The organism is Dactylosporangium sp. CS-047395 (assembly GCF_050942185.1).
Lineage (GTDB): Bacteria > Actinomycetota > Actinomycetes > Mycobacteriales > Micromonosporaceae > Dactylosporangium.
Map to the genome: position 1 here is coordinate 146876 of NZ_CP192015.1, position 26959 is coordinate 173834.

Sequence of the window (26959 nt, forward strand, 5' to 3'; positions counted from 1 at the left end):
GTGAGGCCCACCTACGCCGAAACCGTTCGCCGGCTCATGTTCTACGACTTCCCCTGGGACGTCCGCATGGCGGGGCGGCTCATGATCTGGCACTTGTACGCCTGGCCCTCGACCGCCACGGTCGTGGGCTCGACGTCGAGCCTGTTCACACGGTCCGAGATCACGTCTTTGACCTTCGGCGACCTGGTGGAGCACGGGCTCGACTCCCCGCGGGGGCGGGAGATTTTGCGCTTCGTGAACCGGAGCCACCGCGGGACCCCGGTCACGGCTGAGCACAACCGCTTCGCGCTGGTCGCCCTGCCGGTGACGTTGATCCGCTGGCTGGATCGCTTCGGCCACCGCGCATTGACCGCGGACGAGCACACCGCCCTGTTCACCTTTTACGCGGAGCTGGGCCGCCGCATGGGCGTACGCGACTTTCCGGCAGACCCATTCGCCTATCTGGCCGCGCACGAGTCGAAGTTCGCCTTTTCCGAGGCGGGGCGGTTGTGCAGCGAACGCACGCTGACCATGGCCCGCGACCGGGTACCTCGGTGGTCGCGGGCCATAGTCAGCCCGGTGATCGCCACCCTGCTGATGCCCTCGGTCCGCGAGGCGGTCGGGTTGCCGGCTCCGGCGTGGCTGTCGCGAGCCCTGGTGGCGGCTGTATTGCAGGTCAGGCGGCAAGTGGTTGGCTGGCTGCCACCCCGTACTACTCCTACGACCCCACGTACGCGGCGAATGAAATTGCGAAGTGCGGAACCGCAATCTGCTATATAGCACTTATTCATGTACGGTTTTGGCCGCTTTTGACCCGTCTGACCTACAGTGATGCCCGTTTTGCGCGCTTCCGTACGCCGAAATAAAGTGCCGCACCGCAGAATGAAGTATGGCGATCTCGGAGTTGCTTCCTCGATACTTTGCGTAGCGGCACGCAGGTGCCGCCAAACGGAGCAGCGCCCGGCGGTCACCGAGCGCTGCCTTCGGTCATCCCGCTGCGAGGAGGGAGGACCAGTTCATGGCATCAATGGTGCTCCGCCGCCCTTCTCGAGGCAATGGCTCGCCAGGAGGGGTACGCGATGCTGTTCTACGGCGGACAGGACGTCCGCATCACCCACGCGACGTTCAAGGTCATCGGTGCTGAGCCGTGCGAGTATGCCGTCTCGGACCTGGAGCCGATCTGGGTCTCGACACCGGACCGCAACCGGCTCACGATGTCAGCCTGCTCGGGCTCAGTCGCCTTGGCCGCAACTGCGGCGTTCGCCGGCAGCAACTTGAGTCACCCTGAATGGCTGATCTGCTCATTGATCGCCGGGGGAGTCTGCGCGGCGGAAGTGCGCGGCTTGATCCGCAAGGGCAACCGCAAATACGAGCTCTGGGCCATGGTTCGACACTCTGGCCAGCCGATTCTCCTCTTCGCGACGAGAGACCGGCTCAGATTCGGCCAGGTGCGCCGCGCCCTGGTCCGTGCGATCGAGTGGAATCAGGCCTGACGGCCGCAGAGTCGACGGCGCGCCGCGCCACAACGTCCTTGTGATGTTGCGGCGCTCCTGGGAGGCTCGGCGGTACCGCAATCTGCGGTGTAGCTGATTGCGGAACGGCGCTCTCACGGAGGTTTTGCGTCGCCATGGCAGCGGATGACTCGCCGGCAGGCGCGCGACGGCGCCTCCGGCTTGCGCTACGCAAGGCTCGGGAAGTCGCGGGTTTGACCCAGGGGGACGTGGGCGACGCCCTTCACTGGTCGTTGTCGAAGGTCCAGCGCATCGAGAGTGGCGACGTGACAATCTCGGTGACTGACCTTGCCGCGCTGCTTCGCCTCCTTGAGGTGACCGACGCGGACCAGGTCGATCGGATGACCAACGACGCGCGATTGGCACGAAAGCGAGGCTGGTGGGATCGGGCGCCGTATCGCGACTATCTGACCCCTGCACTCAGCAAGGTCGTCCAGTACGAGTTGACGGCGAGCGAGATCCGCGTTTTTCAGTTCGCGGTCTTCCCGGGCCTTCTGCAGGACGAGAAGTACGCCGATGCGATTTTCACTGTGGTTGAGCACGCTTCGGCCGAGGTGCGTAGGACCAAGCTGGAAATCCGGATGCGGCGCAAGGAAGGGGTATGGGGGCGCGAGGAACCACCGCGCTACCTGGTGATTCTCGACGAGTTCTTGCTGGAGCGGTCGTTCAGTGACCCGTCCGTCGCCGTGCGCCAGTTCGAGGTGCTCCTTACGCTGATCCGGCAACGGCCGGAGGTCATCGTCCGGCTGCTGCCGAAGGAGCAGGCGAGGTTCCTTCTGCTGGGAGCCTTCAGCATCTACTCGTTCGGTGATGAAGAGGATGCTGCACTTTACCGGGAGTTCAGCATCACCGACGAGATCGTGCATGACACGGTGGAAGTCGGGAAGTATCGGCTGCGGTTCGAGCAGATGTGGGAGCTTTGTTTGTCCCCCGCAGCGACGATGGATGTGGTGGAAGCGCAATATGCCCACTTCAGAGCCCTGCTGAGTAGGCGCGGGTGACCCTCTCGGGCTGCATACCTCAACGGACACGTGAAGGAAAGAGTGAACGAAGTTGCGTGATCGGTCTGCTCTTGTTTGGGTCAGGAGCTCAAAGTGTGACGCCGGAAATTGCATCGAGGTGGCGGATATGGGGCCTGAGATCTTGATTCGAGACTCTCAAGTGCCGGACACCGGCATCCTGACGTTCTCCCGGCGCGACTGGGCGGCGTTCGTCGACTCGATTGCGAGCGCCGGCCCCGATTGGCGTGTCTCCTAACGTGCCAGCATTGTCGTGCCGACACCCGACTCGGTCGCCGTGCCCGTACGCTGAAGGCCCGGTCGAGAGGTTGGAGGTGCTCGATGGATTGGACGGCTTCACGTGGCGCTTGGCGCACGAGTTCGAAGTGCGAGGCGAGCAGCTGCGTCGAGGTGCTGATCTGGCCCGGAGACGTGGTGCTGGTACGTGACGGTGCTGACAAGAACGGCCCAGTCCTGCGGTTTTCCACCGCGGCCTGGGCCGTTTTTGTAGAAGGGCTGCGTCAGACGCCGGCGTAAGAGTGCAGGCCGTTGGCGACCAGGTTCACGCCGAACAGGTTGATCAGCATGGTGGCCCAGCCGACCACGGCGATCCACGAAGCCACCCGCCGCGAGATGCTCGGGGTCGAGCGGGCGTGCAGGTAGCAGGCGTACACGACCCAGGCGATGAAGGACCAGATCTCCTTCGGGTCCCAGTTCCAGTAGCGGCCCCAGGCGGCTTCCGCCCAGATCGCGCCCGAGATGACGCCGAAGGTCCAGATGGGGAAGGCGAAGGCGTGGACGCGGAACGTAACGCGTTCCAGGACTGCCGGGTCGGGGAGGCGCTCGCCCAGGGAGTACGGGAAGCGGGTCTTGCCGGCGTCGTGGCCCGTGCGGATCAGGTGCATCGCGGCGGCTACGAAGCCGACCAGGAAGATGCCCGAGGCGGTTGAGGCCGCGCCCACGTGGATGACCAGCCAGTACGAGTGCAGGGCGGGGACCAGGGGGCCGACCGGGACGTACAGGCTCATGCCCGCCACTGACAGCAGGATCGCGGCCACCAGCGTGACGAAGAGGCCCAGGTGGCGCAGGTGGGACCAGCGCGTGAGGACCACCAGCCACGCCGTCATGCCTACGGCGGTGGCCATCATCACGAACTCGTACATGTTGCCCCAGGGGGCGCGGTCCGCGGCGATGCCTCGGGTTACCAGGGCGCCCACGTGGGCCAGGTAGCCGAGGAGCATCAGGGCGATCGCGGCGATGCCGGCCCGCCGAGCGCCCTTGGAAGGGGTCGCCTCGATCGGAGAAATGTCCGAAATGTCAGCAACGTCAACCGAACTCGCGCCGACCAGTGCGGGCTGGCGCACTGCCACGCGAGCCACGGCGCCGCGGCCGCCGAAGGCGTACTCGATCGCGTACGCCATCATCGCCAGCACGTAGCTGAAGATCGTGACGACCAACAGCTGGTTCGACAACCCGCCCATCACACAACCTCCTCGACGTTCTCAGTCTGCGCCACCTGCTCCGGCACCGAAGCAGTGGGGGCGGCCGCGCGCACCAGATCAAGGAACTCCTCGGCGAAGCCGGGGTGGTCGCTGCGCGGCAGGCCGCCCGCCGTGATGCCGGTCGGGGCGATGCGGAAGAAGACCCGGCGGCGCTTGCCGGTCAGCGAGCCGAGCAGGCCGGCGAGCAGGGCGATCGCCCCGCCCAGCACGATCGGCTGACCCGGGTCGTGGCGGACCGAGATGCTGATCCACTGGCGGGTGCCGACGAACTGCACGGAGGTGCCGTCCGGGAGTTTGCCCGTCTCGCCGGGCTTGAGCATCAGCGGGTCGCCGAACTTCTCGAGGCGGCCGGCGTCGATCTGGCGCGTGTCGAGGGTGTACACCGACAGCGGGGCACCGGCGTCGAAGCCGAGCACACCGCGGTACGGCTGCAGCATGAGTCTTGGATCGTTCTCGGCCGGGAAGGCGCTGGAGTTCACCGACGGGTCGGCCGGGACGGTCGGCAGGTAGATGCCGGAGAAGCCGATCTGCGCCTTGTCGTCGCGGGTGCCGGTCTGCGGGTTGATGTTCACGTCCGGGAACGTCGATACGCCCTGGCTGGTGAGCAGGCCGTCCTGGGGTAGGAACGAGGCGACGTCCTCCGAGACCTTCCCGTACTTGTCGGTGTAGCGCAGAACCGGCGCGTAGCCGTGGCCCAGCAGCGACACGTTCGCCCCGTCGAGCCGCAGCGGGTCGTTGACCTGCAGCAACTGCTCGCCGGACCTGCCGTTCTGGGTCACGTTGACGTCCGCTTTGTACGTGACCGGCTGGCCGTTGTCGAGGTAGGTCGCGTTGAACTTGTCCAGCCGCAGGCAGAAGCGGGGCAGGTCGTTCTCGCCGACCTGGGCGCCCAGCGCGTGCTCGTCGTAGTTCAGCAGGGTGTTGCAGAAGGCGAAGTCGTCGCCCTGGACCAGGATGCGGTTGCCGTGCCAGCCGAACCACGAGCCGAACGCGACGCCGAAGAGCAGCGAGAGCAGGGCGAAGTGGAAGACCAGGTTGCCGGTCTCCTTCAGGTAGCCCTTCTCGGCCGAGAGCTCGATGACGTCGCCGTCCTGGCGCACGGCGGTGCGGAAGCGGCGTTTGCGCAGCATGGCCCGGATGCGGTCGGCGTCGGCGGCGGTGCCGGACCCGGCCAGCGTGGCGTGCTGCGGCAGTCGCTCAAAACGTGCCGGAGCCTTCGGGGGTACCTTCACCAGCGCCGAAATATGCCCGCGGAACCGGGGCACGAGGCAGCCGACCAGCGAGACGAACAGCAGCAGGTAGATCGCCGAGAACCAGGGCGAGCCGTACACGTCGAAGAACGAGAGCCGGTCGAGCGTCGGCCCCCACTGCTGGTGCGTGTCGAGGTAGTTCTCGACCTTCTCCGGCGACACGTTGCGCTGCGGCAGCACCGAGCCCGGAATCGCGGCCACGGCCAGCAGGAACAGCAGCACGAGGGCGGTGCGCATGCTGGTCAGCTGCCGCCAGGCGCGGCGGAGCACGGCCACGGTGATGTGGTAGAGCCGGCGCATCAGATCGGCACCGTTCCGGCCGGGCCGATGTTGGCCTGCAGGGCGGTCATGAGGGAGCTCCAGACGCCGGTGACCAGGGCGAGGCCGATCAGCACGAGGAGGCCGCCGCCGATGCGGGTGACCCATCGGCTGTTGCGGCGGATGAACTTCACGACCCCGATGAGCCGCTGGAAGCCCAGCCCCATGGCGATGAACGGGATGCCGATGCCCAGCGAGTACGCGACCGCGAGCGTGATCGCGCGGGCCTGCGAGCCGCTGGTGGAGCCGAGCGCGATCATGGCGCCCAGGGTCGGGCCGGTGCACGGCGCCCAGGACAGCGCGAAGACGACGCCGAGGACCGGGGCGCCGATCAGGCCGGCCGACGGGAGGCGCTGCACCCGCCACTGCCGCTCCAGGCCCGGCACCAGGCCCATGAACGCCAGGCCGAGCACGATCACGGCCGCGCCGACGATCACCTCGATCAGCCGGCGGTGCACGACCAGCGTCATCGCGGCCCGGGTGGCCAGGATGATCAGGCCGATGAAGACCGCGGAGAAGCCGGCGATGAACAGCCCGACGCCGGCCAGCACCCGGCCGCGCCGCTTGCCCGAGTCGAGGTCGGCGCCGGCCAGCCCGGTGACGTACGAGAGATACCCCGGCACCAGCGGCAGGATGCACGGCGACAGGAAGCTGACCAGCCCGGCGAGCGCCGCCACGCCGACGGCAAGCAGCAGGGGGCCGCTCTCGGCGACCGTACCGGCGTCCATTTCAGGCCTTCTCGGCCAGCAGGTCGCGCACGATCGGCTCCAGCAGGGCCTGGTCGACCTCGGAGCGCATGACCGCGGCGATCCGGCCGGCCTTGTCGACCACCAGCGTGGCCGGGATCGAGTTCGGCGGCACGTCGAAGTTCAGGGCGAGCGCGGCCGAGGGGTCGAAGATGCTGCCGTACGTCGGCTTGACGTCGGCCAGGTAGGCCTCGGCCTTGCCGCGCTGGTCGCGCACGTTGACGCCGATGAACGTGACCCCGTCGGTCTTGGTCGCCGCGAGCACCTTCTCCAGCTCGGGCGCCTCGGAGCGGCACGGCGGGCAGTAGGAGGCCCAGAAGTTCACGACCACCACCTGGCCCTTGTGCTGGGCCAGCTCGAACCGGCCCGAGCCGTCCATCAGCTCGCCACCCATCGTGGGGGCGGCGACCCGGTCGGCCACCGCGATCTTGCGGCTGCCGAGGGCATTTTTGGGTGTACTGCTCGTGCAAGCGGCCAACGCGAGCACCAGCATCAGCACCAGGGCGCGACGCATCTCAGGCACCCTTGGCGTTGCGCGCCGAGGCGGACAGGGCGATCAGGTGCGCGGCCGGCTCCGTGTACGCGATCCCGACGATCTTGGTGTCCTCGAAGTGGAAGCTGGTGAGGCTGGCCAGCTGGCACTCGCGGCGGCGCGGGTCGTGCCACAGGCGCTTCTTCTCCACGCTGCGCCGAAGCGTCCAGATGGGCAGCTGGTGCGAGACGCACACCGCCTCGTGCCCCTCGGCCGCCTCGCGGGCGGCGAGCAGCGCCTGGTACATCCGGGTCGCGATCACGTTGTACGGCTCGCCCCACGACGGGGTCACCGGGTCGCGCAGCACCCACCAGTTGCGCGGGTCCTTGAGCGAGCCGTCGCCCACCCCGACCCGCTTGCCCTCGAAGAAGTTCGCGCTCTCGATGAGCCGCTCGTCCACCGCGACCGGCAGCCCGAGCAGCTCGGCGAACGGCTCGGCGGTCTGCTGCGCGCGTTCCAGCGGGCTGGCGACCAGGTGCGTGATGTCCCGCCCGGCCAGCGACTCGGCCGCGGCCTTGGCCATCTGCACGCCGAGCTCGGACAGGCGGTAGCCGGGCAGCCGGCCGTAGAGGATCTTGTCCGGGTTGTAGACCTCGCCGTGCCGCAGCACGTGGACGATGGTTTTCATGCGCCCGCCACCTGCGCCGCCGCGCGGGCCGCGTGCGGCAGGGCCGCCTCGAGCACGCTGAGCGCCTCGTCGTCGATCGCGGTGGAGACGAACCAGGACTCGTACGCGCTCGGCGGCAGGTAGACGCCCCGCTCGAGCATCGCGTGGAAGAAGGCCCGGAACGCGGCCACGTCCTGAGTCTGCGCCTCGGCGAACGAGTGCACCGGCCGGTCCGTGAAGAAGATCGAGAACATGTTGCCGGCGGTGGACAGCACATGCGGTACACCCGCGGAACCAAGGGCGTCGGAAGCCAGCTTCGAGATCGTCGCGGCCGTCGCGTCCAGGCGCGCGTAGACCTCGGGGGTCGCGAGTCGCAGCGTGGTCAGGCCGGCCGCACAGGCCAGCGGGTTTCCGGAGAGGGTCCCGGCCTGATACACCGGTCCGGCCGGGGCCAGCTTGGCCATGATCTCGGCCCGCCCGCCGAACGCCGCGGCCGGCATGCCACCGCCCATGACCTTGCCGAAGGTGTACAGGTCCGCGTCCACCGGCTCCAGCCCGGCCCAGCCACCGCGGCTGACCCGGAAGCCGGTCATCACCTCGTCGAGGATCAGCAGGGCACCGTGGCGGTGCGCGAGCTCCGCGAGCCGGGCGTTGAACCCGTCGCGGGGCGCGACCACGCCCATGTTCCCGGCCGCGGCCTCGGTGATCACGGCGGCGATCTGGTCGCCGTGCGCCTCGAAGGCGGCCTCGAGTGCGGGGATGTCGTTGTACGGCAGCACGAGCGTGTCGGCCGCCGCCGCCCCGGTGACGCCAGGTGAGTCCGGCAGGGCCAGCGTGGCCACCCCGGACCCGGCCGCGACCAGCAGCGCGTCGACGTGCCCGTGGTAGCAGCCGGCGAACTTGACCACCTTCGGCCGGCCGGTGAACCCGCGCGCCAGGCGCAGGGCGCTCATCGTGGCCTCGGTGCCGGAGTTGACCAGGCGCACCTGGTCGACCGCGGTCCGGGCGACGATCTCCTCGGCCAGCTCGACCTCGCCCGGAGTCGGGGTGCCGAAGCTGGTGCCACGGGCGGCGGCCGCGGTGATCGCGGCGATGACCTCGGGGTGGGCGTGGCCGAGGATCAGCGGCCCCCACGAGCAGACGAGGTCCAGGTAGCGCCGGCCGTCGGCGTCGGTGAGCCAGCAGCCGGAGCCGCTGACCATGAAGCGCGGGGTGCCCCCCACCGCCCGGAAGGCCCGGACAGGTGAATTCACCCCACCCGGCACGATGGCCCGGGCGCGGTCGAACAGGGCCTGCGAGGCCGGTGCGTCGCCCGCGTACGGGCCGAGACCGGCGGTGTCAATATCGGTCACAGCCTGCCCATTCTGACAGCCGGTCCGCGGTGGCGGCGCGCGGCCCTCGGCGCCGTGTGCCCGACACCACTGTGGCCGCTGATCAGATATACGCTGGTGTCGTGGATCGACCCGATCTCTCCGTCGCCGTGCGCCGCGCACCCAGCGAGACCGTCGTGTCGCTGACCGGCGAGATCGACATGTCGACCGTCCCCCGGCTGGCGGCGGCGGTCGATGAGGTGCTCAACGAGCCGCCGGCCCGCGTGGTGCTCGACATGGCGGGCGTCACATTCTGCGACTCGCAGGGCCTGGGCACGCTCGTGGTGCTCAGCCGCAAGGCCGCGCTCGCGCAGAGCTACCTGGTCCTGGTCAACGTGGGCGCGTTCCTGATCCGGGTGCTGGACATCACCGGGCTGCGCAACGCGCTGATGATCCAAGAGGTCTAAATTTTCGCGCGCGCCTTCGCCAGCGCCGCCATCGCCTTTTCCACCTGCTCGCGGCCCAGTTCGCCGTCGGCCGCGAGGGCGCCCTTGAGCAGGGCGGTCGCCTCGTCCACGGCCACCCCGACCGCGCGCAGTTCGGCATCGCGCCGGCGGACGAGCTCCGACTGGGCCGCCAGCTGCTGGGTCATCGTCCACAGTTCGACGAAGACGGAGACTTTGGCGCGCAGTACCCACGGGTCGAACGGCTTGGTGAGGTAGTCCACCGCGCCGGCCGCGTAGCCGCGCAGGGCCAGGTGCGAGTCCCGGTCGGCGGCGGTCAGGAAGATGATCGGCACGTGCCGGGTCTTCTCCCGGCGCTTGATGTGCCGGGCCGTCTCGAAGCCGTCCATGGTCGGCATCTGCGCGTCGAGCAGGATGAGCGCGAAGTCGTCCACGAGCAGCCGCTTGAGCGCGTCCTCGCCGCTGTCGGCGCCGACCGTCTGGACCGGCAGGCCCTGCAGGATCGCCTCGAGAGCGAGCAGGTTGTCCCGCCGGTCGTCCACGAGCAGCACCTTGGCGGGCCGATCCGGTCCAGTCACCAAAGCAATCTATACCTTGCTAGACGGCCCGGCCTTCTCCGTTCACCCAGGCCGCCATCACATCGAGCAACTCGTCGAGGTCGACCGGCTTGGTGATGTAGTCGCTGGCCCCGGCGGCGAGCGAGGACTCCCGGTCGCCGGGCATCGCCTTGGCGGTCAGGAACACCACCGGCAGCTCGGCGAAGCGCCGGTTGCGCCGGATCGCGCGGGTCGTCTCGTTGCCGTCCAGGTCGGGCATCATCGCGTCCATCAGCACGATGTCGACGTCCGGGTGCTCGGAGAGGATGCGGACGCCGTCGGCGCCGTTGTCGGCGTACAACACCGTCATCCCGTGCAGCTCCAGCGCGCTGGTGAGCGCGAAGACGTTGCGCACGTCGTCGTCGACGATGAGCACCGTGGCCCCGTCGAGCTCATGGGCGGCGGCGGTCGAGCGGCGCTCGGCCGAGGGCAGCGAGCGCAGCATCGGCGGCGCGGCCGGCATCGGCCGGTTCACCGGCAGCGTCGGCGGCTGCATCGGCAGGGCCGGCAGGACGGGGTGCAGGGCCGGGTGCAGGGCGGGCGTGACCTCGGTGGCGATGACGTCCGGGAGGTACAGCGTGAACGTCGCCCCGTGCCCGACCTCCGACGTGACCCCGATCGCACCGCCGAGCAGGCGGGCCAGCTCCCGGCTGATCGACAGGCCGAGGCCGGTGCCGCCGTACTTCCGGCTGGTCGTCCCGTCCGCCTGCTGGAACGCCTCGAAGATGAGGGCCACCTTGTCGTCCGAGATGCCGATGCCGGTGTCGGAGACGGCGAACTGGATCACTCGACGGGCCCCGGCCAGCGTCGGCGAGGTGAAGTCCAGGCCGGCCGGCGCGACGCCGATGTGCAGCGTGACCCCGCCGTGGTCGGTGAACTTGACCGCGTTCGAGACCAGGTTGCGCAGGATCTGCTGGAGCCGCTGGGGGTCGGTGACGATCGCCGGGGGCAGCGCCATGTCGGCCACCACGGTGAACTCGAGGCCCTTGTCCTCGGCCTGCGGGGCGAACGCCTGCTCGACGTAGGCCCGGATCTCCTCGAACGAGACTTCGCCCGGCTCGACGTCCATCCGGCCCGCCTCGATCTTGGACAGGTCGAGGATGTCGTCGATGAGCGCCAGCAGGTCGGAGCCGGCGTTGTGGATCGTCGCCGCGAACTCGATCTGCCGGGCGGTCAGGTTGGTGTCCGGGTTGTCGGCCAGCAGGCGGGACAGCAGCAGCATCGAGTTGAGCGGGGTCCGCAGCTCGTGGCTCATGTTGGCCAGGAACTCCGACTTGTACTGCGAGGCCTGCGCCAGCTGCTGCGCCTTCTCCTCCAGGCCGAGCCGGGCCATCTCGATCTCGCGGTTCTGCTTCTCGATGTTGCCCTTCTGCTCCGACAGCAGCGTCGCCTTCTCCTCCAGCTCGGCGTTGGTGCGCTGCAGCTCGGCCGACTGGTCCTGCAGCTCCTCGGTGAGCCGCTGGGACTGCGAGAGCAGCTCCTCCGTGCGCCGGTTGGCCAGGATCGTCTTGAGTGCCACGCCGATGGTGACCACCAGCCGGTCGAGGAAGGACAGGTGCAGCTCGCTGAACGGCGAGACGGTCCCGAACTCGATCACGCCCAGCGGCTCGCCCTCGAACAGCACCGGCAACACGACCAGGTCGGCCGGCGCGGTCTCGGTGACGCCGGAGCGCACCCGCAGCCGGGCGGCCGGGTCGGCCTGCACGCGAATCGCCCGGCGGGACAGCGACGCCTGGCCGATCAGGCCCTCGCCGGGGGCGAAGCTGATGTCGGCGCCGGGGGCCACGTACCCGTACGACGCCTCCAGCCGCAGCCGCAGCCCGCTCTCCGGGTCGGGGCCCGACAGGAAGAACGCCCCGATCTGGGCATCGACCAGCGGCGTCACCTCGGCCATGATCATGCGGCAGACCTCGCCGAGGTCGCGCTGGCCCTGCAGCAGGCCGCCGACGCGGGCCAGGTTGGAGTCCAGCCAGCCCTGCTCGGCGTTCTTCTTCGTGGTCTCGCGCAGGGTGACGATCATCTGGTTGATGTTGTCCTTGAGCTCGGCCACCTCGCCGAGCGCCTCGACCGCGATCCGCTGGGTCAGGTCGCCGCGGGTCACCGCCGTGGACACCTGGGAGATGGCCCGCAGCTGGGTGGTCAGCGTCGAGGCGAGCTGGTTCACGTTCTCGGTCAGGTCGCGCCAGGTGCCGGAGACCCCCTTCACCTGGGCCTGACCGCCGAGCTTGCCCTCCGAGCCCACCTCGCGGGCCACCCGGGTGACCTCGTCGGCGAACGAGGAGAGCTGGTCGACCATGGTGTTGACGGTGCTCTTGAGCTCCAGGATCTCGCCGCGGGCGTCGACCGTGATCTTCTGCGAGAGGTCACCGCGGGCCACGGCCGTCGCGACCTGGGCGATGTTCCGCACCTGACTCGTCAGGTTGGACGCCATGAAGTTCACGTTGTCGGTGAGGTCGCGCCAGGTGCCGGCGACGCCGGTGACCTGGGCCTGGCCGCCGAGCTTGCCCTCGGTGCCGACCTCGCGGGCGACGCGGGTGACCTCGTCGGCGAACGAGGACAGCTGATCGACCATCGTGTTGACGGTCGACTTCAGCTCCAGGATCTCGCCGCGGGCGTCGACCGTGATCTTCTGCGAGAGGTCGCCCCGGGCCACGGCCGTGGACACCTGGGCGATGTTCCGGACCTGGCTGGTCAGGTTCGAGGCCATGAAGTTGACGCTGTCGGTGAGGTCGCGCCAGGTGCCGGCGACGCCGGTGACCTGGGCCTGGCCGCCGAGCTTGCCCTCGGTGCCGACGTCACGGGCCACGCGGGTGACCTCGTCGGCGAACGAGGAGAGCTGATCCACCATCGTGTTCACGGTGTCCTTGAGCTCCAGGATCTCGCCCTGGGCGGCCACCGTGATCTTCTGCGAGAGGTCGCCCCGGGCCACCGCGGTGGCGACCTGGGCGATGTTGCGGACCTGGCTGGTCAGGTTGGACGCCATCGAGTTGACGTTGTCCGTGAGGTCCTTCCAGGTGCCGGCCGCACCCGGCACGTCGGCCTGGCCGCCGAGGTTGCCCTCGGTGCCGACCTCGCGGGCCACCCGGGTCACCTGCTCGGCGAAAATTCGCAACGTGTCGACGAGCGAGTTGATCGTCTCGGACAGCTCGGCGATCTCGCCCTTGGCGCTCACCGTGATCTTCTGCGACAGGTCGCCGCGGGCCACCGCCGTCGCCGCGGTCGAGATCGACCGCACCTGGCCGGTGAGGTTGGCGGCCATCGAGTTCACCGAGTCGGTCAGGTCGCGCCAGGTGCCGGCGACGCCGGTGACCTGGGCCTGGCCGCCGAGCTTGCCCTCGGTGCCGACCTCGCGGGCCACCCGGGTCACCTCGTCGGCGAACGACGAGAGCTGGTCGACCATCGTGTTGACGGTGCGGCCGATGGTCAGGAACTCACCGCGCAGCGGCCGCCCGTCGATCTCCAGCGCCAGCTGCTGCGACAGGTCGCCCTCGGCCACCGCCACGATCACGCGGGCGATCTCCGTGGTCGGGCGCCCGAGGTCGTCGATGAGCGAGTTGACCGCGTGGATGCGATCGAGCCAGGCCCCCTCGAAGCCCTCCTCGTCGAGCCGCTCGGTCATCCGGCCCTCGCGGCCGACGACGCGGCTGATCCGCAGCAGCTCCCGGGTGTGGTGCTGCTTCATCTCGGCGAGCCGGTTGAAGCGCTCGACGACCTCGCCCGGCAGTCCGTCGCGACGGGTCAATCTGATCTTCAGGTCGCCGGACAGCAACCGGTCCAGCGCCCCGGAGAGCTCCTCGAGGAGCATCGTTTCCGGACTCTTCTGGGTGACTTCGTCGACTGTGGTCATGGCGTCTCCACCGGTCTCGGGGGCAGGCGGTGTCCACCCATCGTCGTCCTTCAGGTTGGATTGTTACCACCGTTCAGTGGAGACTGCGATATGTGACAACCCAGACCGTCCGGAGGCTCAGGCTCCCGGCCGACCATAGCTCTCCCGGTCTGGCCCGCGAGGCGATCCGGACGATCGCGCACGAACGGGACCTCCTCCCCGTCCTCGACGAGGCCCTCCTCCTCGTCACCGAGCTCACGACCAACAGCGTCGTGCACGCCGGCACCGAGTTCGACCTGGAGATCACGGTCGGCGACGGCTCGATCACGGTCGCCGTGCTCGACTTCCGCCCGGGCACCATCACCCCGAGCTTTCCCGAGACCACCGGCGAGCTGCCCGAGCGCGGGCGCGGCCTGCTCCTCGTCGAGCAGCTTGCCACGGCTTGGGGCACGCTGCACTTCAACGGGGGCAAGGGTGTCTGGTTCCGGCTCGACGTGACCCCGCAGGAGCGGCCCGAGGTGCCCAGCCTCGACCTCCCCTCGGCGGTCGACGCGCTGATCTGGTCCGGCCGCGGCGCCTCGCTGGAGGAGCTGGCCGAGGAGCTGCTGCAGCGGCTGTGCCGGGCCATCGGGGCCCAGGGCGCGGCGCTGACCGTGGACGAGGGCGAGGGACCACACACGGTTTCGGCGTACGGGCGGCTGGGCGGCAGCATCGATTCCGGTCGCCGCGTCCCGTTGCGCGTCACCCGCCCGTGGCGCGCCGAGCTGCTCGTGGCCGGCGGCGGCGCCAGCCCTTTCGCCCGGCCGCTGACCGCGCTGGCCGCCGACCGGCTCACGCTGCTGGTCGAGAACCACCGCCTGCGCCGCGCCGACGCCGAGCGGCGGACCTGGCTCACCTTCCTGGCCGACGCCAGCGAGCTGCTCGCCCAGTCCCTCGACGTCGAGCTCACGCTGGCCCTGATCCCGCGGCTGGTCGTGCCCCGGCTCGGCCAGTGGTGCGCGATCCACTCCGCCGACGCGGGCGGCGAACTGCGCCTGGCCGCGGCCACGCACGCCGACGAGTCCAAGGTCGCCGACCTCCTCGACGCCCTCGCCCAGGCCGCGCCGCAGCTCAAGGAGGCGATGGGAACCGACGCCGTGGTACCGCTCGGTGCCCCACTGGAGGGCTACATCGTCGCGCTGATCGCCCGCAACCAGCACCTCGGCACCCTGGCCGTCGGCGGCAGCGGCGACACCTGGCAGCGCGCCGAGGAGGTGGCGGTCGTCGAGGACGTGGCCCGCCGCGCCGCGCTCGCCATCGACAACGCCAACATCCACGCGGAGCGCCGGCGGGTCGCCCAGACCCTGCAGCGCTCCCTGCTGCCGCCCCAGCTGCCCCGGGCCGAGGGGATCGAGTTCGGCGCCGAGTACGTGCCGACCGGCGAGGGCGTCGAGGTCGGCGGCGACTTCTACGACGTGCTCCCGCTCTCGGGCCGGCGCTGGCTCGTCGTGGTCGGCGACGTCTCCGGCAAGGGCGTGCAGGCGGCGACCGTGACCGGGCTGGTCCGCGATGTGACCCGGGTGCTGGTCCGCGACGGGCGGCCGCTGCCCGAGGTGCTGCTGCGGCTCAACGAGACCCTGCTCGAGCGGGGCGGCGGGCGGTTCTGCACGCTCTGCCTGGCCCAGATCCTGCGCCGCCAGGACGGCCGCCTCGACGTGACGCTCCACCTCGCCGGGCACGATCAGCCGGTGCTGCTGCGCGCGGACGGTTCCACCGAACTTGTCGGCGCCTGTGGTACCGCCCTTGGCCTCCTCGACACCATCAACACTCCGCGCACACAGGTCCTGCTCGACCCGGGCGACACGCTGATCTTCTTCACCGACGGGGTGACCGAGCGGCGGCGGGGCATCGACCTGTTCGGGGTTGAGCGGCTGCGCGAGGAGGCGGCGCTGCTCAACGGCTTCCCGGCGGACGTGGTGGCGGCCCGCTTGCGCGCGCGGACGCTGAGCTTCTCCACTGAGGTGCCGCGCGACGACATCGCGATTTTCGCCGTCCGCAACGATTCCTGACTTGGTTCAGCCCGGCCGGCCCGGTGCGGCGCGCTCGGCGTGGTCGGCTTTCGCTGTGCGCAACGACTCCTGACTTGTTTCAGCCTGGTCGGCGCGGTCGGCTTTCGCTGTCGGCAACGATTCCTGACTTGGTTCAGCCCGGTCGGCCCGGTTCAGGCTTATTCCGGTCGTTTCGGGCTTTTTGTGCCATTCGGTTCGCGTGCTTTTCAGGCCACCCAGCCCGCGTGCAGGAAGTGCGCGGCGAGGACGCCCTGAGTCGTGAGGAAGACGGCGAGCACCGTGCGGTCGACCCACGGGCGCCTCCCGAGGACGCCGAGCGCCATGAACGCCGGGAACACCTCCAGCCCGATCCGCGACGCCGAGTAGAGCGGATACGGGATATCCGTCGTGTACCGGCTGGGAAAGCTCACCATGAACGCCAGCAGCGCGACGCCCAGGAGCGGGAAGACGGCCTGATCTCGGGTCCGCCAGGTCAGCAGCAGCGCGCCGAGGACCAGGACGGTCGCCAGTTCGAGGACGTTGTGCGTCCAGAGCTCGGTGAAGTGCGGGCCGGCGTGCCGGAAGGCGTCGATCGGCGCCTGCCACGGCCAGGCGAGGTGGCGACCCCAGTGCTCAGCCTGCGTGTGCGAGAACGCGAGCGGGTCGCGGTAGGCAAGTTGATTGACCACCATGACGGCCACTAGGCCCAGCGGTATGCCGATTAATGCGGATATTTCGGACCAATGCTTCGGCCGTTTCCGCAGGTACTCGACCACGAACGCGCCGACGAGCAGGATGCCGGCCGAGCGCGTCGCCGCGGCCAGCCCGCCGAGCAGGCCGGCGGCCCACCAGTGGTGGCGGCGCAGGCAGTACACGGTGGCGAGCAGCAGGGCGATGAACAGGCCCTCGTTGTAGGCCGCGCTGAGGAAGAACCCGGTCGGGAACGCCACGAAATAGAAGGTCGCCCGGGCTGCAGTCTTGGGGCCGAGTTCCAGATCCGTCAGCCGGTACAGCACGATCAGCGCACCCAGCAGCGCGGCGTTGGCGACCACGAGCGCCGCGAGCCACGACTTCCCGAGGCAGAGCGGCGTGGCGAGCTTGATCAGCAGCGGGTAAAACGGGAAGAACGCGGCCGGCGAGGCATCGGGCGTCGGCTGGTAGCCATGGTCGGCGATGGCGATGAACCACTTCGAGTCCCACTGGGCCGCCCACACGTAGGCGACGTGCCCGATCGACTTCCCCGGCCCGGGATCGCCGATCCACGCGAAAATCGAGATCGCGGCGAGGCCGGCGCGGCTGGCGGCGAACACCCCGAACCCGACGAGGGCCGCCCGCCGCCACGGGTGATCGACCGGTTCGATCGGAATCGGCGGACTGGTCGAGAACGGCGGCGCTTCGGACTTTGACGGCGCACTGGGTTGCGGCGGCGCTTCGGGTGTCGGCGGCGCTTCTATGCGCGGGAGTTCGCTAGTCGAGGAGTCCACTGGCGGCTCGGATTCTGGCCAGGTCGGCGGCGACGTCGGCCGGGCGGGCGTTCAGGTCGTAGGTGCTGAGCAAGTGCAGGTTGTCGCCGGTGTCGATCTCCAGCAGTTCGCTGCGCAGGCCGGCTCGGGTGCGTGACTCGAGGCGGACGCGCTCGATGTCGGGCCAGGACAGCCGGCGGTGGCCCGCGTAGCCGGACACCACCGTCACGCCCTGCGGGTCTGCGGCCAGGCGGACCGGGGCCAGGAGGTCGCGCAGGGCGTATGCGCCGGCGACCACCGCCGCGACGACGGCTGCGGTCAGCGCCGGGCGATCCTCGGCGAAGAAGACCGCCGCGAGCACCAGGACGACCGCGACCGCGCACTTGAGCGCGGTGAAGCCCGGCGACACCCGCCACCGCATGGTCGTCGGCGCGGGGCCGGACGGCTCGTCGGCGGCAGGCTGCTCGGAGAAGGCACCGCTGCGCATCTGCACACCCCTACGATTACGCGACCCAGCCGCCCCGCACGAAATAAGCGGCCAGAATCGCCTGCAGCATGAAGAAGAGGGCGACCACGATCCGATCGACCCACGGCCGCGCCCCGATGCGCGCCAGGATCATGAACGCCGGAAAGACCTCGAGCCCGAACCGCGACGCCGAGTACAGCGGGTACGGCAGGTGCGACGACGGAAAGCTGATCATGAGGAACGTCAGCCCGATCCCGACCAGGGGCAGCACCCACTGGTCGCGCCGCAGCTTCCACGGCCCGACGAAGCACAGCACGAGCGCCGCGATGCACATCAGCGCCGTGGCCAATTCGAGCAGGTTGTGCACCCACAGGTCGCTGAACCCGAAGCGCAGCCCGTGGCTGGTGACCAGCGACTTGCCCCCGCGCAGGACGGGCATCCAGGGCCAGTCCAGGTGGCGGCCCCAGTACCGCTGCGCCTTGAGAAACGCGAACGGCTCGCCGTATGCGTTGATCGAGAACGCGGCCACGCCCGCCACGCCGACGGGGATCAGCAGGATCGCCAGCGCGCTGGTCTTCAGCCGGAACCGATTGACCCGCACGTACTCCCACACGAACGCCCCGGCCAGCAGAATCCCGGCCGACCGCGTGAACACCGCCAGCCCGCCGAACGCCCCGGCCCACCACCAGCGCTGCTGGCGCAGGCAGTACAGGGTGGCCAGCATCAGCCCGATGAACAGGCCCTCGTTGTAGGCGGCGGTCAGGAAGAACGCGGTCGGGAACGCCACCAGGTAGAACACCGTCCGCCCGGCGATCACGCGGTCGAACTCGCGCTCGGTCAGCCGGTACAGCACGACCAGCGCCCCGAACGACGCCAAGTTCGCCACGAGCAGCGCGGCGATCCAGGGCTTGCCGAAGCAGAGCGGGGTCAGCCCGCGGATGAGCATCGGGTACATCGGGAAGAACGCGGCCGGCGCCTTGTCCGGCTCTGGGTAGTAGCCCCGCTGCGCGATGTCCACGAACCACTTCGAGTCCCACTGCGACGCCCACTGCGCGGCCAGGTAGGTGGCCGTCACGTTCGGCCGCTTCTCGCCGATCCAAGCAAACGCCGTCACCACCGCGAGCGCGATCTTGCTGGCCGCGAAGATCCAGAACCCGGTCAGCAGCGCCCGCCGCCACGGCCGATCACCGCCCGCCGCGGCGTCGACCCCGCCACCAACCCCGCCGGCATCGGTCGCGCCGGCGTCCGTTTTGTCGGCGTTTGCGGGGCCCGCGTTAAGTTGATCCGCGTCTGGCTCGTCGATGCCCGCAGTCGTTGCTCCGACGCTCGCTGTTGTGGCGGCCGCGGTGCCTGGCTCGGCCGTGGTGCCCGTGGTGCCCGTGATGCCCCTGGTGCCCCTGCTGGCGGTGCTGCCCGTGGTGCCGGTGGTGCCGGTGGTGCCGGTGGTGCCCGTGCTGGCGGTGGTGTCGCTGGTGCTCGTGGCCGCCGTGCCCGTGCCCGTGGCCGTCGTGCCCATTGCGGTGGTGCCCGTGGCGGCGGTGCCTGCGGTGCCAGCGTCCAGGGCGGTGGTCGTGGGCTGGGCGGCTGCGTCGCGGGCGCGGTCTCCTGGGTCGTCGGCGTCCATCTGCGGCATCGTAGAGGCGCTCATCGCTACGGCCGCAGCCCGCCGCGGATCACCAGGTCGAGCAGGGCGAACACGAACAGGGCGATCCCCACGAAGCCGTTGGCCGTGAAGAACGCGCGGTTGACCCGGGACAAGTCGGTCGGGCGGACGATCGCGTGCTCGTAGACGAAGGCGACCGCGGTCACCGCGAGGCCGATCCACCACAGCCAGCCCAGGTGGACCAGCTGGCCGAACCAGACGAACAGGGCGAACGTCACGATGTGGGCGATGGTGGACAGGCGGAGGGCGAACGGTACGCCGAAGCGGGCCGGCACCGAGTGCACGCCGATCTCGCGGTCGATCTCGGTGTCCTGGCAGGCGTAGATCAGGTCGAAGCCGCCGATCCACAGGCCGACCGCCACGCCGAGGACCCAGGCCGGGCCGGAGCCGCGCAGGTCGCCGGTGACTGCCAGCCAGGCGCCGACCGGGCCGACCAGCTGCGCGATGCCGAGGATGGCGTGCGGCCAGTTGGTGAAGCGCTTGCCGTACGGGTAGACGATCAACGGCACCACGGCCAGCGGCGCCAGGGCCAGGCAGAGCGGGTTGAGCAGGGCCGCGGCGCCGAGGAAGACGACGATGGCGACCAGCGCGCCGGTCCACGCCGTGCGGACGCTCACCGCGCCGGTCACGAGCTCGCGCTTGGACGTGCGCGGGTTCCGGGCGTCGATCTGCCGGTCGATGATCCGGTTGGCGGCCATGGCGAACGTGCGGGCGCCGACCATGGCGATCGTCACCAGCAGCAGGTCGAGCCAGCCGACGTGCGGGTGCTCGCCGCCGGTGGTGGTCATCACGGTCAGGGCGGCCAGGTAGGCGAACGGCAGCGCGAACACCGAGTGCTCGATCGCGACCAGCCGCAGGAACGCCTTGACCCGGCTCGGAGGTGCCTCAGCAGTCAGCGTCACTTGAACCCGTACTCTCTCCAGCGCTTGTCCACCCGCGCCACGACCTCGGGCGACATGACCATCTCTTCCGGCCAGCCGCGATGGTAGCCCTCGGACGGCAACTTCCGCGTGGCGTCCAGCCCCGCCTTGCCGCCCCAGAACTGTTGGTAGGACGAGTGGTCGAGGTGGTCGACCGGGCCCTCGGTGAGCAGCAGGTCGTGCTTGTAGTCCACGTTGCCGAAGGCGCGGAAGGCGACCTCGGCGTAGTCGTGGACGTCGCAGTCCTCGTCGACGACCACGATCAGCTTGCACAGCGACAGCAGGTGGGCGCCCCACACGGCGCTCATCACCTTCTGCGCGTGCTTCGGGTACCGCTTGCGAATCGAAACGATCGCGCAGTTGTGGAACACCCCGGCGGCCGGCAGGTCGTAGTCCACGATGTCCGGAATGAGCAGCTTGAGCAGCGGCAGGAAGATCCGCTCGGTCGCTTTGCCCAGGCCGTGGTCCTCCTGCGGCGGCTTCGACGTGATGATCGAGTGGTAGATCGGCTGCTTGCGCGTGGTCATGCAGGTCACGTGCAGCACCGGGAAGTCCTCGACCGGGGTGTAGAAGCCGGTGTGGTCGCCGAACGGACCCTCGGGCAGCCGCTCGCCGGGCTCGAGGTAGCCCTCCAGCACGATCTGGGCGTTGGCCGGCACCTGCAGCGGCACCGTGAGGCAGTCGACCATCTCGACGCGCTCGCCGCGCAGGAACCCCGCGAACAGGTATTCGTCGATGTCGGACGGCAGCGGGGCGCTCGCCGTGTAGCAGACCACGGGGTCGGCGCCGATCGCGACCGCCACGGGGAGCCGCTGGCCGAGCCGCTCCGCGACCGCGTGATGCGCCGTGGAGTCCTTGTGGATCTGCCAGTGCATCCCGATCGTGTTGTGGCTGTGTTGCTGCAGGCGGTACAAGCCGAGGTTTCTCTTGCCCGTCTCCGGGTGCCTCGTGTGCGTCAGCCCGAAATTGTGGTAGATGCCGCCGTCGTCCGGCCAGACCTGCAGGCCCGGCAGCCGGTTGAGATCGACCTGGTCGTCCTTGTAGACGACCTCCTGGCAGGGCGCGGTCTTGACGTGCTTGGGCGGGACCGACTTGAGCTGCATGAGCTTGCCGATGCCGTCGCGGATGCCGGCCCAGCCGACCGGCAGCTCGGGCTTGACCAGCTCGCCGATGCGCGCCCCGACCTCGTCGAGGCTCTCGACGCCGAGGGCCATGGCGGTGCGCCGCTCGGTGCCGAACAGGTTGATGGCCACCGGCATGTCGCCCCTGGTCGGCCGGTCGAAGAGCAGGGCGGGGCCGCCGGCCCGCACGGTGCGGGTGACGATCTCGCTGATCTCCAGGTGCGGGTCGACCGGCGCGGCCACCCGATGCAGCTCGCCCGCCTTCTGCAGGGCAGCCAGGAAGTCGTTGAGGTCTGCATAGGGAAATCCGCGAGCCATGCCTGCATCCTGCCAACCGGGTACGACATTTTCTGCAGCACCCTCGCCCGGTGTGACCGTGGCAGAGTTGATCCGTGGATCAGCGCAGGCCGTGGGTGGTCGGAGTCTCCGGGGCGTCGGGCACGCCGTACGCGGCGGCCGTGATCCGGGCGTTGTTCGACGCCGGCGAGGCCGTCGACCTCGTGGTGTCGCGCGCGGCTCGGCTCACGATCCTCGACGAGACCGGTGTGTCCTTCCGTGACGCGCGCTGGAAGGACGACCTCGCCGCCTGGCTCGGCCGGCCGCTGGATGCCGCCGACGTCGCCTACTGGCCGGCCGGCGATCTGGCCGCCGGTCCGAGCAGTGGTTCATACCCGGCCAAGGGCATGATGGTGGTACCGGCGAGCACGGCCGCTTGTGCCGGCATCGCCATCGGACTGTCCAAGGACCTCCTTCAGCGCGCCGCTGAGGTGAACCTCAAGGAACGCCGCCCGGTCGTGGTCGTGCCACGCGAGACCCCGGTGACGCGCAGTCACCTGGAGCACCTCATCGCACTACACGACGCGGGTGCGGTGATCCTGCCCGCGAGCCCCGGCTTCTATGCCGCCGGCGCCGCGGCCACGGCCGCTCAGCTGGTCGATTTCGTCGCCGGCAAAGTTCTCGACGCCGTCGCCGTATCGCACAGCCTGTTCACTCGTTGGTCGGGTGAGCTCGGCCATTCCCATTAGAGGTGTCATCAAGCGCGTCGTCCCCTTCGAGCAACGCCCTCACCTCGGATTCCCGGAACCGCCGGTGTCCCCCCGGGGTTCGGATGCTGCTGATACGGCCGGCCGCGGCCCAACGCGTCACCGTCTTCGGATCGACGCGAAACAAGGCAGCGACCTCACCGGGCGTCAGCAGACGATCTCCCGTCTCCACGGCCCCTCCTTTACCCTGGGTGGCTCGCCGGGCTCGCGCACCCCCATGCTGCGAAGCTGAAAGCGCGAGTCATCCTGGGATGTACGCCCATTACAGCACCGCTCACGTGCCGTGTCCGGGAAACGAGGAAAACGCACTTCTGGGTATTTAGCTGTGTTAAAAGACGGACCGTTAGGCTTGTCCTGATGGATGCGATCGATCGACAGCTCATCGACCTTCTCCGGGACAACGCCCGCCTTCCATACGCGGAGCTCGCTCGCAAGGTCGGACTCTCCGCCCCGGCCGTGCACGAACGCGTCGGCAAGCTCGAATCCTCCGGCGTCATCCGCGGGTACCGCGCCGAGGTCGAGCCCGAGACGCTGGGCCTTCCGCTCACCGCCGTGATCGGCATCGTGCAGGACAGCAGTGGTGACACCGACGCCGTTCTCGAGGCTCTGCGCGAGCATCAGGAGATCGAGTCGTGCTACTTCATGGCGGGTGAGGAATCGTTTCTCTGCAAGGCGCGGGTGAAAACCATCGGCGACCTGGAACGGCTCATCGTCGACCTGAACCGGGTGAAGGGCGTGGCCCGCACTCGCACTACCATCGCGCTTTCCACGAAATGGGAAGGACGGATCCGGCCGGCCGGCTGAACCGTTCACGCGAGGGTCGCCAGCCCCGCATATTCCGCGACGTAACCGTCCTCGGTGAGGTCGATCTCGGCGGTGAAATTCTCCGATCGGTACCGCACCCGCCGCGGCCCCAGCACCTCGTACGACTGCTCGTAGGGCAGTACGGCCAGGCTCGGCAGCAGCACCCACGCCGCCTCGATGTCGACCTTGGTGCCCGGCTCGGCCCGGTGCAGCCCCAGCCGGCGAATGGGCAGCGTGTTGGTGAGCGGGGAGTTGTACAAGTCGATGTCGAGCACCGCGTGCAGCCGGTCCGGGTCCTCGATGCCCGAGAACGGCGCCGTGGGCAGCACCCGCTCAAGATCGCCCTGCTCGCTGGTCGTCACCCGCCAGCGCCCGGCCGCCCGCTCCATCCGCAGGGTCCGCAGCCAGCCCGCGCCCTCGACGGCGAGCTCCAGGCGGGTGCTCGCCCACGAATCGTCCGTGTGCAATTCATAGCGGCAGGTGTACAGCGCATTGTCGGCGGCGAACGCCACCCCCTTGGCACGCAGGCCCCGCCTGTCGTCCAGGGTGACGAACTCGCCGCCGACGGTGTCGGTCCGTTGCCAGGCGAACGCCCGTGGTAGCACGGTCATCCCCGGACCGTACTCGACGGGGGACGATCGTGCGCCCCCCGTCACGCACGGTCATCGGTTGCGGGGCGGCCGCCGATCGTTGGTCCGCCGCCGCGGGGCGCCGGAGTGGTGGTTCGGGCTCGCGTTGTGCGTGATCCGCACCGGCACGCCGCTGGGCTGGCGCGCCCCGGTCACCTCGGCCAGAGCCGCGTCGCCCGCGCGGACGCGCAGCTCGTTGGGGGTGACGCCGGCCTTGGCCAGCAGCGCCTGGGCCCGCCGTCGCTGCCGCGGCAGCACCAGCGTGACGACCGTCCCGGCGGCCCCGGCACGCGCCGTGCGGCCCGCCCGGTGCAGGTAGTCCTTCTGGTCCCGAGGGAGATCAACGTGTACAACCAAGGAAACGTCGTCGATGTGAATGCCGCGGGCCGCCACATCGGTCGCGACCAGCACGTCGACCGTTCCCTCACGGAACTCGGCGAGCGTGCGGGTGCGCACCCGCTGGGTCTTCCCGCCGTGCAGCGCACCGGCCCGGACGCCGACCCGCGCGAACTGATCGACCAGCTCGTCGACGGCCATCTGGGTCTTCACGAACAGGATCGTGCGACCCTTGCGCGCGGCGATGGAGGCGGCGATCGCGAACTTGTCGTGCGGCGGCACCAGCAGCACGTGGTGATCCATCGATCCCACGGAGGCGGTCGGCGGCTCGATCGAGTGCGTCACCGGGTCGGTCAGGAACTTGTTGACCAGCGCGTCGACGTCCTTGTCCAGCGTCGCCGAGAACAGCAGCCGCTGCCCGGTCGCCGGAGTCTGGCCCAGCAGCTCGGTGACCTCGGGCAGGAAGCCCATGTCGGCCATCTGGTCGGCCTCGTCGAGCACGGTGATCTCGACCGCGTCGAGGCGGCAGGCGCCCCGCTTGATCAGGTCGCCGAGCCGGCCCGGCGTCGCCACCAGCACGTCGACGCCGCGCTCCAGGGACCAGATCTGCCGGTCGTACGGCACGCCGCCGACGGCCGTCTTGCAGAACAGGTTCAGCGCCTTGGCCAGCGGGGTCAGCGCGTCGTTGACCTGCATCGCGAGCTCGCGGGTGGGCACCAGGACGAGTGCCTTCGGGGCGTGCGGCCGGGAGCGGCCGGACTCGGCGAGCCGGGCGAGCATCGGCAGGCCGAACGCGAGCGTCTTTCCCGATCCGGTACGGCCGCGACCAAGCACGTCGCGGCGGGCGAGCACATCCGGGATGGTCGCCGTCTGGATCGGGAACGGTTCAGTGATGCCCTCTTTCGCCAGCGCCCGCACGAGGCGGCTGGGCAGTCCGAGGCCGTCGAAGCCGGGCTCCGCGGGCGTCTCGGGCGTCTCGTTGGCAAAGAGGGACGGGTACGTGCTGGGGTCAGCGAGCAGCAAGGAGCTGGGACCTTCCGATTGGAGAACGGTTAAGAGTATCCGATCTCGCCGGGAAGGTCCCAGTCGCCGTGTCGCGCCTCACTTGGGAGTGCTGACTCCGCCGAAGACGCCGTCGATGAAGTTGTGGGCCAGCGTTACGGCGAAGTAGCCGCCGACGAGGAGTACTACCACCATCACACCGATGATGAGGAACACCCGGCCGTTGCCGGACTTGCGGGGCTCCTCGTCGTCGTCCGACTCCGCGGTGCCTTGACTCAGGATGTGCCCGGTGAGTGAGCCGGTGTTCTCGAGCGGACTTCCCCCGCCGGTCGACGGGAGGGGCAGCGGCGAGGCGCCGTCCTTCCCGCCGTAAACGGTTCCGGCGGAGGCCCGTTCTCTGCGAGCCCACGTTCCGTAGCTGGTCTTATCCTCTGGCTCCGCCTCGGGCGCTTCTGGCTCTTCGCCGTCCGCGTCATCCTCGGCTAATTCGCCCTCCTCATCGGGCGGCGGGATGGCTGGGGGCTGCCCATGCTCCGGCCCGTGCTGCGAGGGCGCACCGCTGGACGGATAGACGTTGCCGGGCGCGCGGTTGGCCGGCGGCGGATAGCCCCCGCTGCCTGGCCAATTCTGCTGTTGTACTTCATGTTCGTCGCTCTCCGTTCCAGGAGTACCCGGCACCGGCGGCGGCGCCCCCCAAGCGGGCGGCGCGGACTGGGGCGGGTTCCAGCCTTGCTGCTGTGGGCCTGGCTGCTGTGGCCCTGGCTGCTGCGGCTGGCCGTACTGCTGCGGTTGCCCGTACTGGGGCTGGCCGTACTGCTGCGGCTGCCCTCCGTACTGCTGCGGCTGTCCGTATTGCTGCGGTTGCCCGTACTGCTGGGGCTGTCCGTGCTGCTGCGGCTGTCCGTGCTGCGGGGGCGGCGGCTGCCAGCCCTGCTGCGCCGGCGGTGCCGACTGCGGCGGGTTCCAGCCGGGCTGCTGAGCCGGAGGCGCCGACTGGGGCGGACTCCACCCGGGCTGCTGGGCCGGCGGTGCCGACTGCGGCGGGTTCCAGCCTTGCTGCGCGGGGGGCGCGGACTGGGGCTGGTTCCAGCCTGGCTGCGGCTGCCCGTATTGGGGCGGCTGGCCGTACGGCTGCGGCGGTTGCTGCCCTTGCCACGGCTGCTGCTGTGCGGGCGGCGGTTGCCAGCCTTGGACGGGCGGCTGTCCGGGTTGCTGCCAGCCCTGCTGCTGCGGGTGCTGGATGTGCGGCGGCTGCCCGTATGGCGGCTGTCCGTGCTGCGGCTGCGGCTGCCCGTGCGGAGGCTGACCGTGTGGGGGCTGGCCGTGTGGGGGCTGGACGTGTTGCTGCGGGTGGGGCGGCTGCCAGCCCGGCTGGCCGGGAGGCGGCTGCTGTCCTTGCCACGGTTGCGGCTGGGGCTGTCCGGGCGGCGGTCCCCAGCTCTGTTGCCCCGGGAGCGGCGCGACGTACCCGGGGCGGTTCCACCCCTGCTGCACCGGCGGCACGGGCGGCGGCTGCTCCGCGGAGGCCTCGTTGTGCCCCCACGGGTGCTCGGCCGACGGCGTCGTGTACGCGGGCGCCGACGGCGAATCAGCCTTCGGCTCCGGCTCGTCGTCCCCCTTGGGCAGCGGCGGCGGCTCCTCGGAAACCAGGAACGGCGAACTCGCCACCGGCGGCGGGGTGTTCGACTGCCCGCCCCCGAACGGCGGGTGCGGGGTGGAATCGGGCACGCCGTACGCCTGCCCTGGGCCGGGCCCGAACGACGACGCCGGCTGCGCGTCAGGCAGCCCGTAGGCCGGCCCACCGGACGACGGCGCGGCTGTTCCACCGAACGACGGTCCGGGCTGC

Annotated in this window: 27 protein-coding genes; 10 read left to right on the forward strand and 17 right to left on the reverse strand. The window is 69.9% G+C overall.

Going from position 1 to position 26959, the window contains the following annotated elements; all coding sequences use genetic code 11:
* From ACQP00_RS00700 to ACQP00_RS00720, 5 genes are all read left to right on the forward strand, one after another.
* Positions 1-759, forward strand: coding sequence for an oxygenase MpaB family protein (locus ACQP00_RS00700; RefSeq protein WP_433212800.1), 759 nt, complete (start codon positions 1-3; stop codon positions 757-759).
* 299 nt (positions 760-1058) lie between these two features.
* A complete protein-coding gene (locus ACQP00_RS00705; protein ID WP_433212803.1) occupies positions 1059-1472 on the forward strand; it encodes a DUF6232 family protein in 414 nt (137 codons plus the stop codon).
* Between the two features lie 134 nt (positions 1473-1606).
* Positions 1607-2491, forward strand: coding sequence for a helix-turn-helix domain-containing protein (locus ACQP00_RS00710; RefSeq protein WP_433212806.1), 885 nt, complete (start codon positions 1607-1609; stop codon positions 2489-2491).
* 127 nt (positions 2492-2618) lie between these two features.
* Positions 2619-2747, forward strand: coding sequence for a DUF397 domain-containing protein (locus ACQP00_RS00715; protein ID WP_433212809.1), 129 nt, complete (start codon positions 2619-2621; stop codon positions 2745-2747).
* 83 nt (positions 2748-2830) lie between these two features.
* Complete coding sequence (locus ACQP00_RS00720) at positions 2831-3025, forward strand: DUF397 domain-containing protein (RefSeq protein WP_433212812.1); 195 nt, start codon at positions 2831-2833, stop codon at positions 3023-3025.
* Here ACQP00_RS00720 and ccsB read toward each other — a convergent pair.
* Genes ccsB through hemL form a run of 6 tightly spaced genes read right to left on the reverse strand, consistent with a single transcriptional unit; the run spans position 3010 to position 8795 of the window.
* Positions 3010-3969 carry a c-type cytochrome biogenesis protein CcsB gene (gene ccsB, locus ACQP00_RS00725; protein WP_433212815.1) on the reverse strand — a complete coding sequence of 320 codons (960 nt, stop codon included), beginning with the start codon at positions 3967-3969 and terminating at the stop codon, positions 3010-3012. The two genes, ACQP00_RS00720 and ccsB, sit on opposite strands and share 16 nt — an antisense overlap.
* On the reverse strand, positions 3969-5603 hold the full coding sequence (gene resB / locus ACQP00_RS00730) for a cytochrome c biogenesis protein ResB (protein ID WP_433223600.1): 1635 nt from the start codon (positions 5601-5603) through the stop codon (positions 3969-3971). The genes ccsB and resB overlap by 1 nt, the downstream gene beginning before the upstream one ends.
* Complete coding sequence (locus ACQP00_RS00735; protein ID WP_433212818.1) at positions 5540-6286, reverse strand: cytochrome c biogenesis CcdA family protein; 747 nt, start codon at positions 6284-6286, stop codon at positions 5540-5542. Before ACQP00_RS00735 ends, resB begins: the two co-directional genes overlap by 64 nt.
* A 1-nt stretch (position 6287) precedes the next feature.
* Positions 6288-6818, reverse strand: a complete 531-nt coding sequence (locus ACQP00_RS00740) for a TlpA family protein disulfide reductase (protein WP_433212821.1) — start codon at positions 6816-6818, stop codon at positions 6288-6290.
* A 1-nt stretch (position 6819) separates the two neighbouring features.
* Positions 6820-7464 (reverse strand): histidine phosphatase family protein, encoded by a 645-nt coding sequence (locus ACQP00_RS00745; protein WP_433212824.1) that lies wholly within the window; start codon positions 7462-7464, stop codon positions 6820-6822.
* Positions 7461-8795: a glutamate-1-semialdehyde 2,1-aminomutase gene (gene hemL / locus ACQP00_RS00750; RefSeq protein ID WP_433212827.1), complete on the reverse strand. Its 1335-nt coding sequence runs from the start codon at positions 8793-8795 to the stop codon at positions 7461-7463. The genes ACQP00_RS00745 and hemL overlap by 4 nt, the downstream gene beginning before the upstream one ends.
* A gap of 101 nt (positions 8796-8896) precedes the next feature.
* On the opposite strand from hemL, the gene ACQP00_RS00755 reads away from it, so the two are divergent.
* Positions 8897-9220 (forward strand): STAS domain-containing protein, encoded by a 324-nt coding sequence (locus ACQP00_RS00755; protein ID WP_433054618.1) that lies wholly within the window; start codon positions 8897-8899, stop codon positions 9218-9220.
* Here ACQP00_RS00755 and ACQP00_RS00760 read toward each other — a convergent pair.
* Positions 9217-9795 (reverse strand): response regulator, encoded by a 579-nt coding sequence (locus tag ACQP00_RS00760; protein WP_433212830.1) that lies wholly within the window; start codon positions 9793-9795, stop codon positions 9217-9219. The two genes, ACQP00_RS00755 and ACQP00_RS00760, sit on opposite strands and share 4 nt — an antisense overlap.
* A gap of 19 nt (positions 9796-9814) precedes the next feature.
* Positions 9815-13660 (reverse strand): HAMP domain-containing protein, encoded by a 3846-nt coding sequence (locus tag ACQP00_RS00765; protein ID WP_433212833.1) that lies wholly within the window; start codon positions 13658-13660, stop codon positions 9815-9817.
* 92 nt (positions 13661-13752) lie between these two features.
* Between ACQP00_RS00765 and ACQP00_RS00770 the strand changes: the two genes are divergently transcribed.
* Positions 13753-15687 (forward strand): SpoIIE family protein phosphatase, encoded by a 1935-nt coding sequence (locus ACQP00_RS00770; protein WP_433212836.1) that lies wholly within the window; start codon positions 13753-13755, stop codon positions 15685-15687.
* Between the two features lie 206 nt (positions 15688-15893).
* Here ACQP00_RS00770 and ACQP00_RS00775 read toward each other — a convergent pair whose 3' ends face one another.
* From ACQP00_RS00775 to ACQP00_RS00795, 5 genes are read right to left on the reverse strand one after another with little or no spacing between them, the layout of a single operon-like run.
* Positions 15894-17150: a mannosyltransferase family protein gene (locus ACQP00_RS00775; RefSeq protein ID WP_433212839.1), complete on the reverse strand. Its 1257-nt coding sequence runs from the start codon at positions 17148-17150 to the stop codon at positions 15894-15896.
* The gene (locus ACQP00_RS00780) at positions 17134-17616 is read right to left on the reverse strand and encodes a PH domain-containing protein (RefSeq protein WP_433212842.1); all 483 of its coding nucleotides are present in this window, start codon (positions 17614-17616) and stop codon (positions 17134-17136) included. Before ACQP00_RS00780 ends, ACQP00_RS00775 begins: the two co-directional genes overlap by 17 nt.
* Before the next feature lie 16 nt (positions 17617-17632).
* Positions 17633-19219, reverse strand: coding sequence for a glycosyltransferase family 39 protein (locus tag ACQP00_RS00785; protein WP_433212845.1), 1587 nt, complete (start codon positions 19217-19219; stop codon positions 17633-17635).
* A 26-nt stretch (positions 19220-19245) separates the two neighbouring features.
* On the reverse strand, positions 19246-20160 hold the full coding sequence (mqnP, locus tag ACQP00_RS00790) for a menaquinone biosynthesis prenyltransferase MqnP (RefSeq protein WP_433212848.1): 915 nt from the start codon (positions 20158-20160) through the stop codon (positions 19246-19248).
* The gene (locus ACQP00_RS00795; RefSeq protein ID WP_433212851.1) at positions 20157-21617 is read right to left on the reverse strand and encodes a menaquinone biosynthesis decarboxylase; all 1461 of its coding nucleotides are present in this window, start codon (positions 21615-21617) and stop codon (positions 20157-20159) included. The genes mqnP and ACQP00_RS00795 overlap by 4 nt, the downstream gene beginning before the upstream one ends.
* Positions 21618-21691: 74 nt before the next feature.
* Here ACQP00_RS00795 and ACQP00_RS00800 point away from each other — a divergent pair, with 74 nt between their 5' ends.
* Entirely contained in the window at positions 21692-22324 is a 633-nt protein-coding gene (locus ACQP00_RS00800; protein WP_433212854.1) for a UbiX family flavin prenyltransferase, read from the forward strand.
* On the opposite strand, the gene ACQP00_RS00805 is transcribed toward ACQP00_RS00800, so the two are convergent.
* Complete coding sequence (locus ACQP00_RS00805) at positions 22287-22514, reverse strand: BldC family transcriptional regulator (protein WP_350610253.1); 228 nt, start codon at positions 22512-22514, stop codon at positions 22287-22289. The genes ACQP00_RS00800 and ACQP00_RS00805 overlap by 38 nt on opposite strands.
* A 185-nt stretch (positions 22515-22699) precedes the next feature.
* Here ACQP00_RS00805 and ACQP00_RS00810 point away from each other — a divergent pair, with 185 nt between their 5' ends.
* Positions 22700-23146 (forward strand): Lrp/AsnC family transcriptional regulator, encoded by a 447-nt coding sequence (locus tag ACQP00_RS00810; RefSeq protein WP_433212857.1) that lies wholly within the window; start codon positions 22700-22702, stop codon positions 23144-23146.
* Between the two features lie 5 nt (positions 23147-23151).
* On the opposite strand, the gene ACQP00_RS00815 is transcribed toward ACQP00_RS00810, so the two are convergent.
* From ACQP00_RS00815 to ACQP00_RS00825, 3 genes are all read right to left on the reverse strand, one after another.
* Positions 23152-23757, reverse strand: coding sequence for a putative glycolipid-binding domain-containing protein (locus tag ACQP00_RS00815; RefSeq protein WP_433212860.1), 606 nt, complete (start codon positions 23755-23757; stop codon positions 23152-23154).
* A gap of 51 nt (positions 23758-23808) precedes the next feature.
* The gene (locus ACQP00_RS00820) at positions 23809-25131 is read right to left on the reverse strand and encodes a DEAD/DEAH box helicase (RefSeq protein ID WP_433223602.1); all 1323 of its coding nucleotides are present in this window, start codon (positions 25129-25131) and stop codon (positions 23809-23811) included.
* Positions 25132-25212: 81 nt separating this feature from the next.
* Positions 25213-25791 carry a hypothetical protein gene (locus ACQP00_RS00825; protein WP_433212863.1) on the reverse strand — a complete coding sequence of 193 codons (579 nt, stop codon included), beginning with the start codon at positions 25789-25791 and terminating at the stop codon, positions 25213-25215.
* An 853-nt stretch (positions 25792-26644) separates the two neighbouring features.
* Between ACQP00_RS00825 and ACQP00_RS00830 the strand changes: the two genes are divergently transcribed.
* Positions 26645-26905, forward strand: a complete 261-nt coding sequence (locus tag ACQP00_RS00830; RefSeq protein ID WP_433212866.1) for a hypothetical protein — start codon at positions 26645-26647, stop codon at positions 26903-26905.
* Positions 26906-26959: the final 54 nt, after the last annotated feature.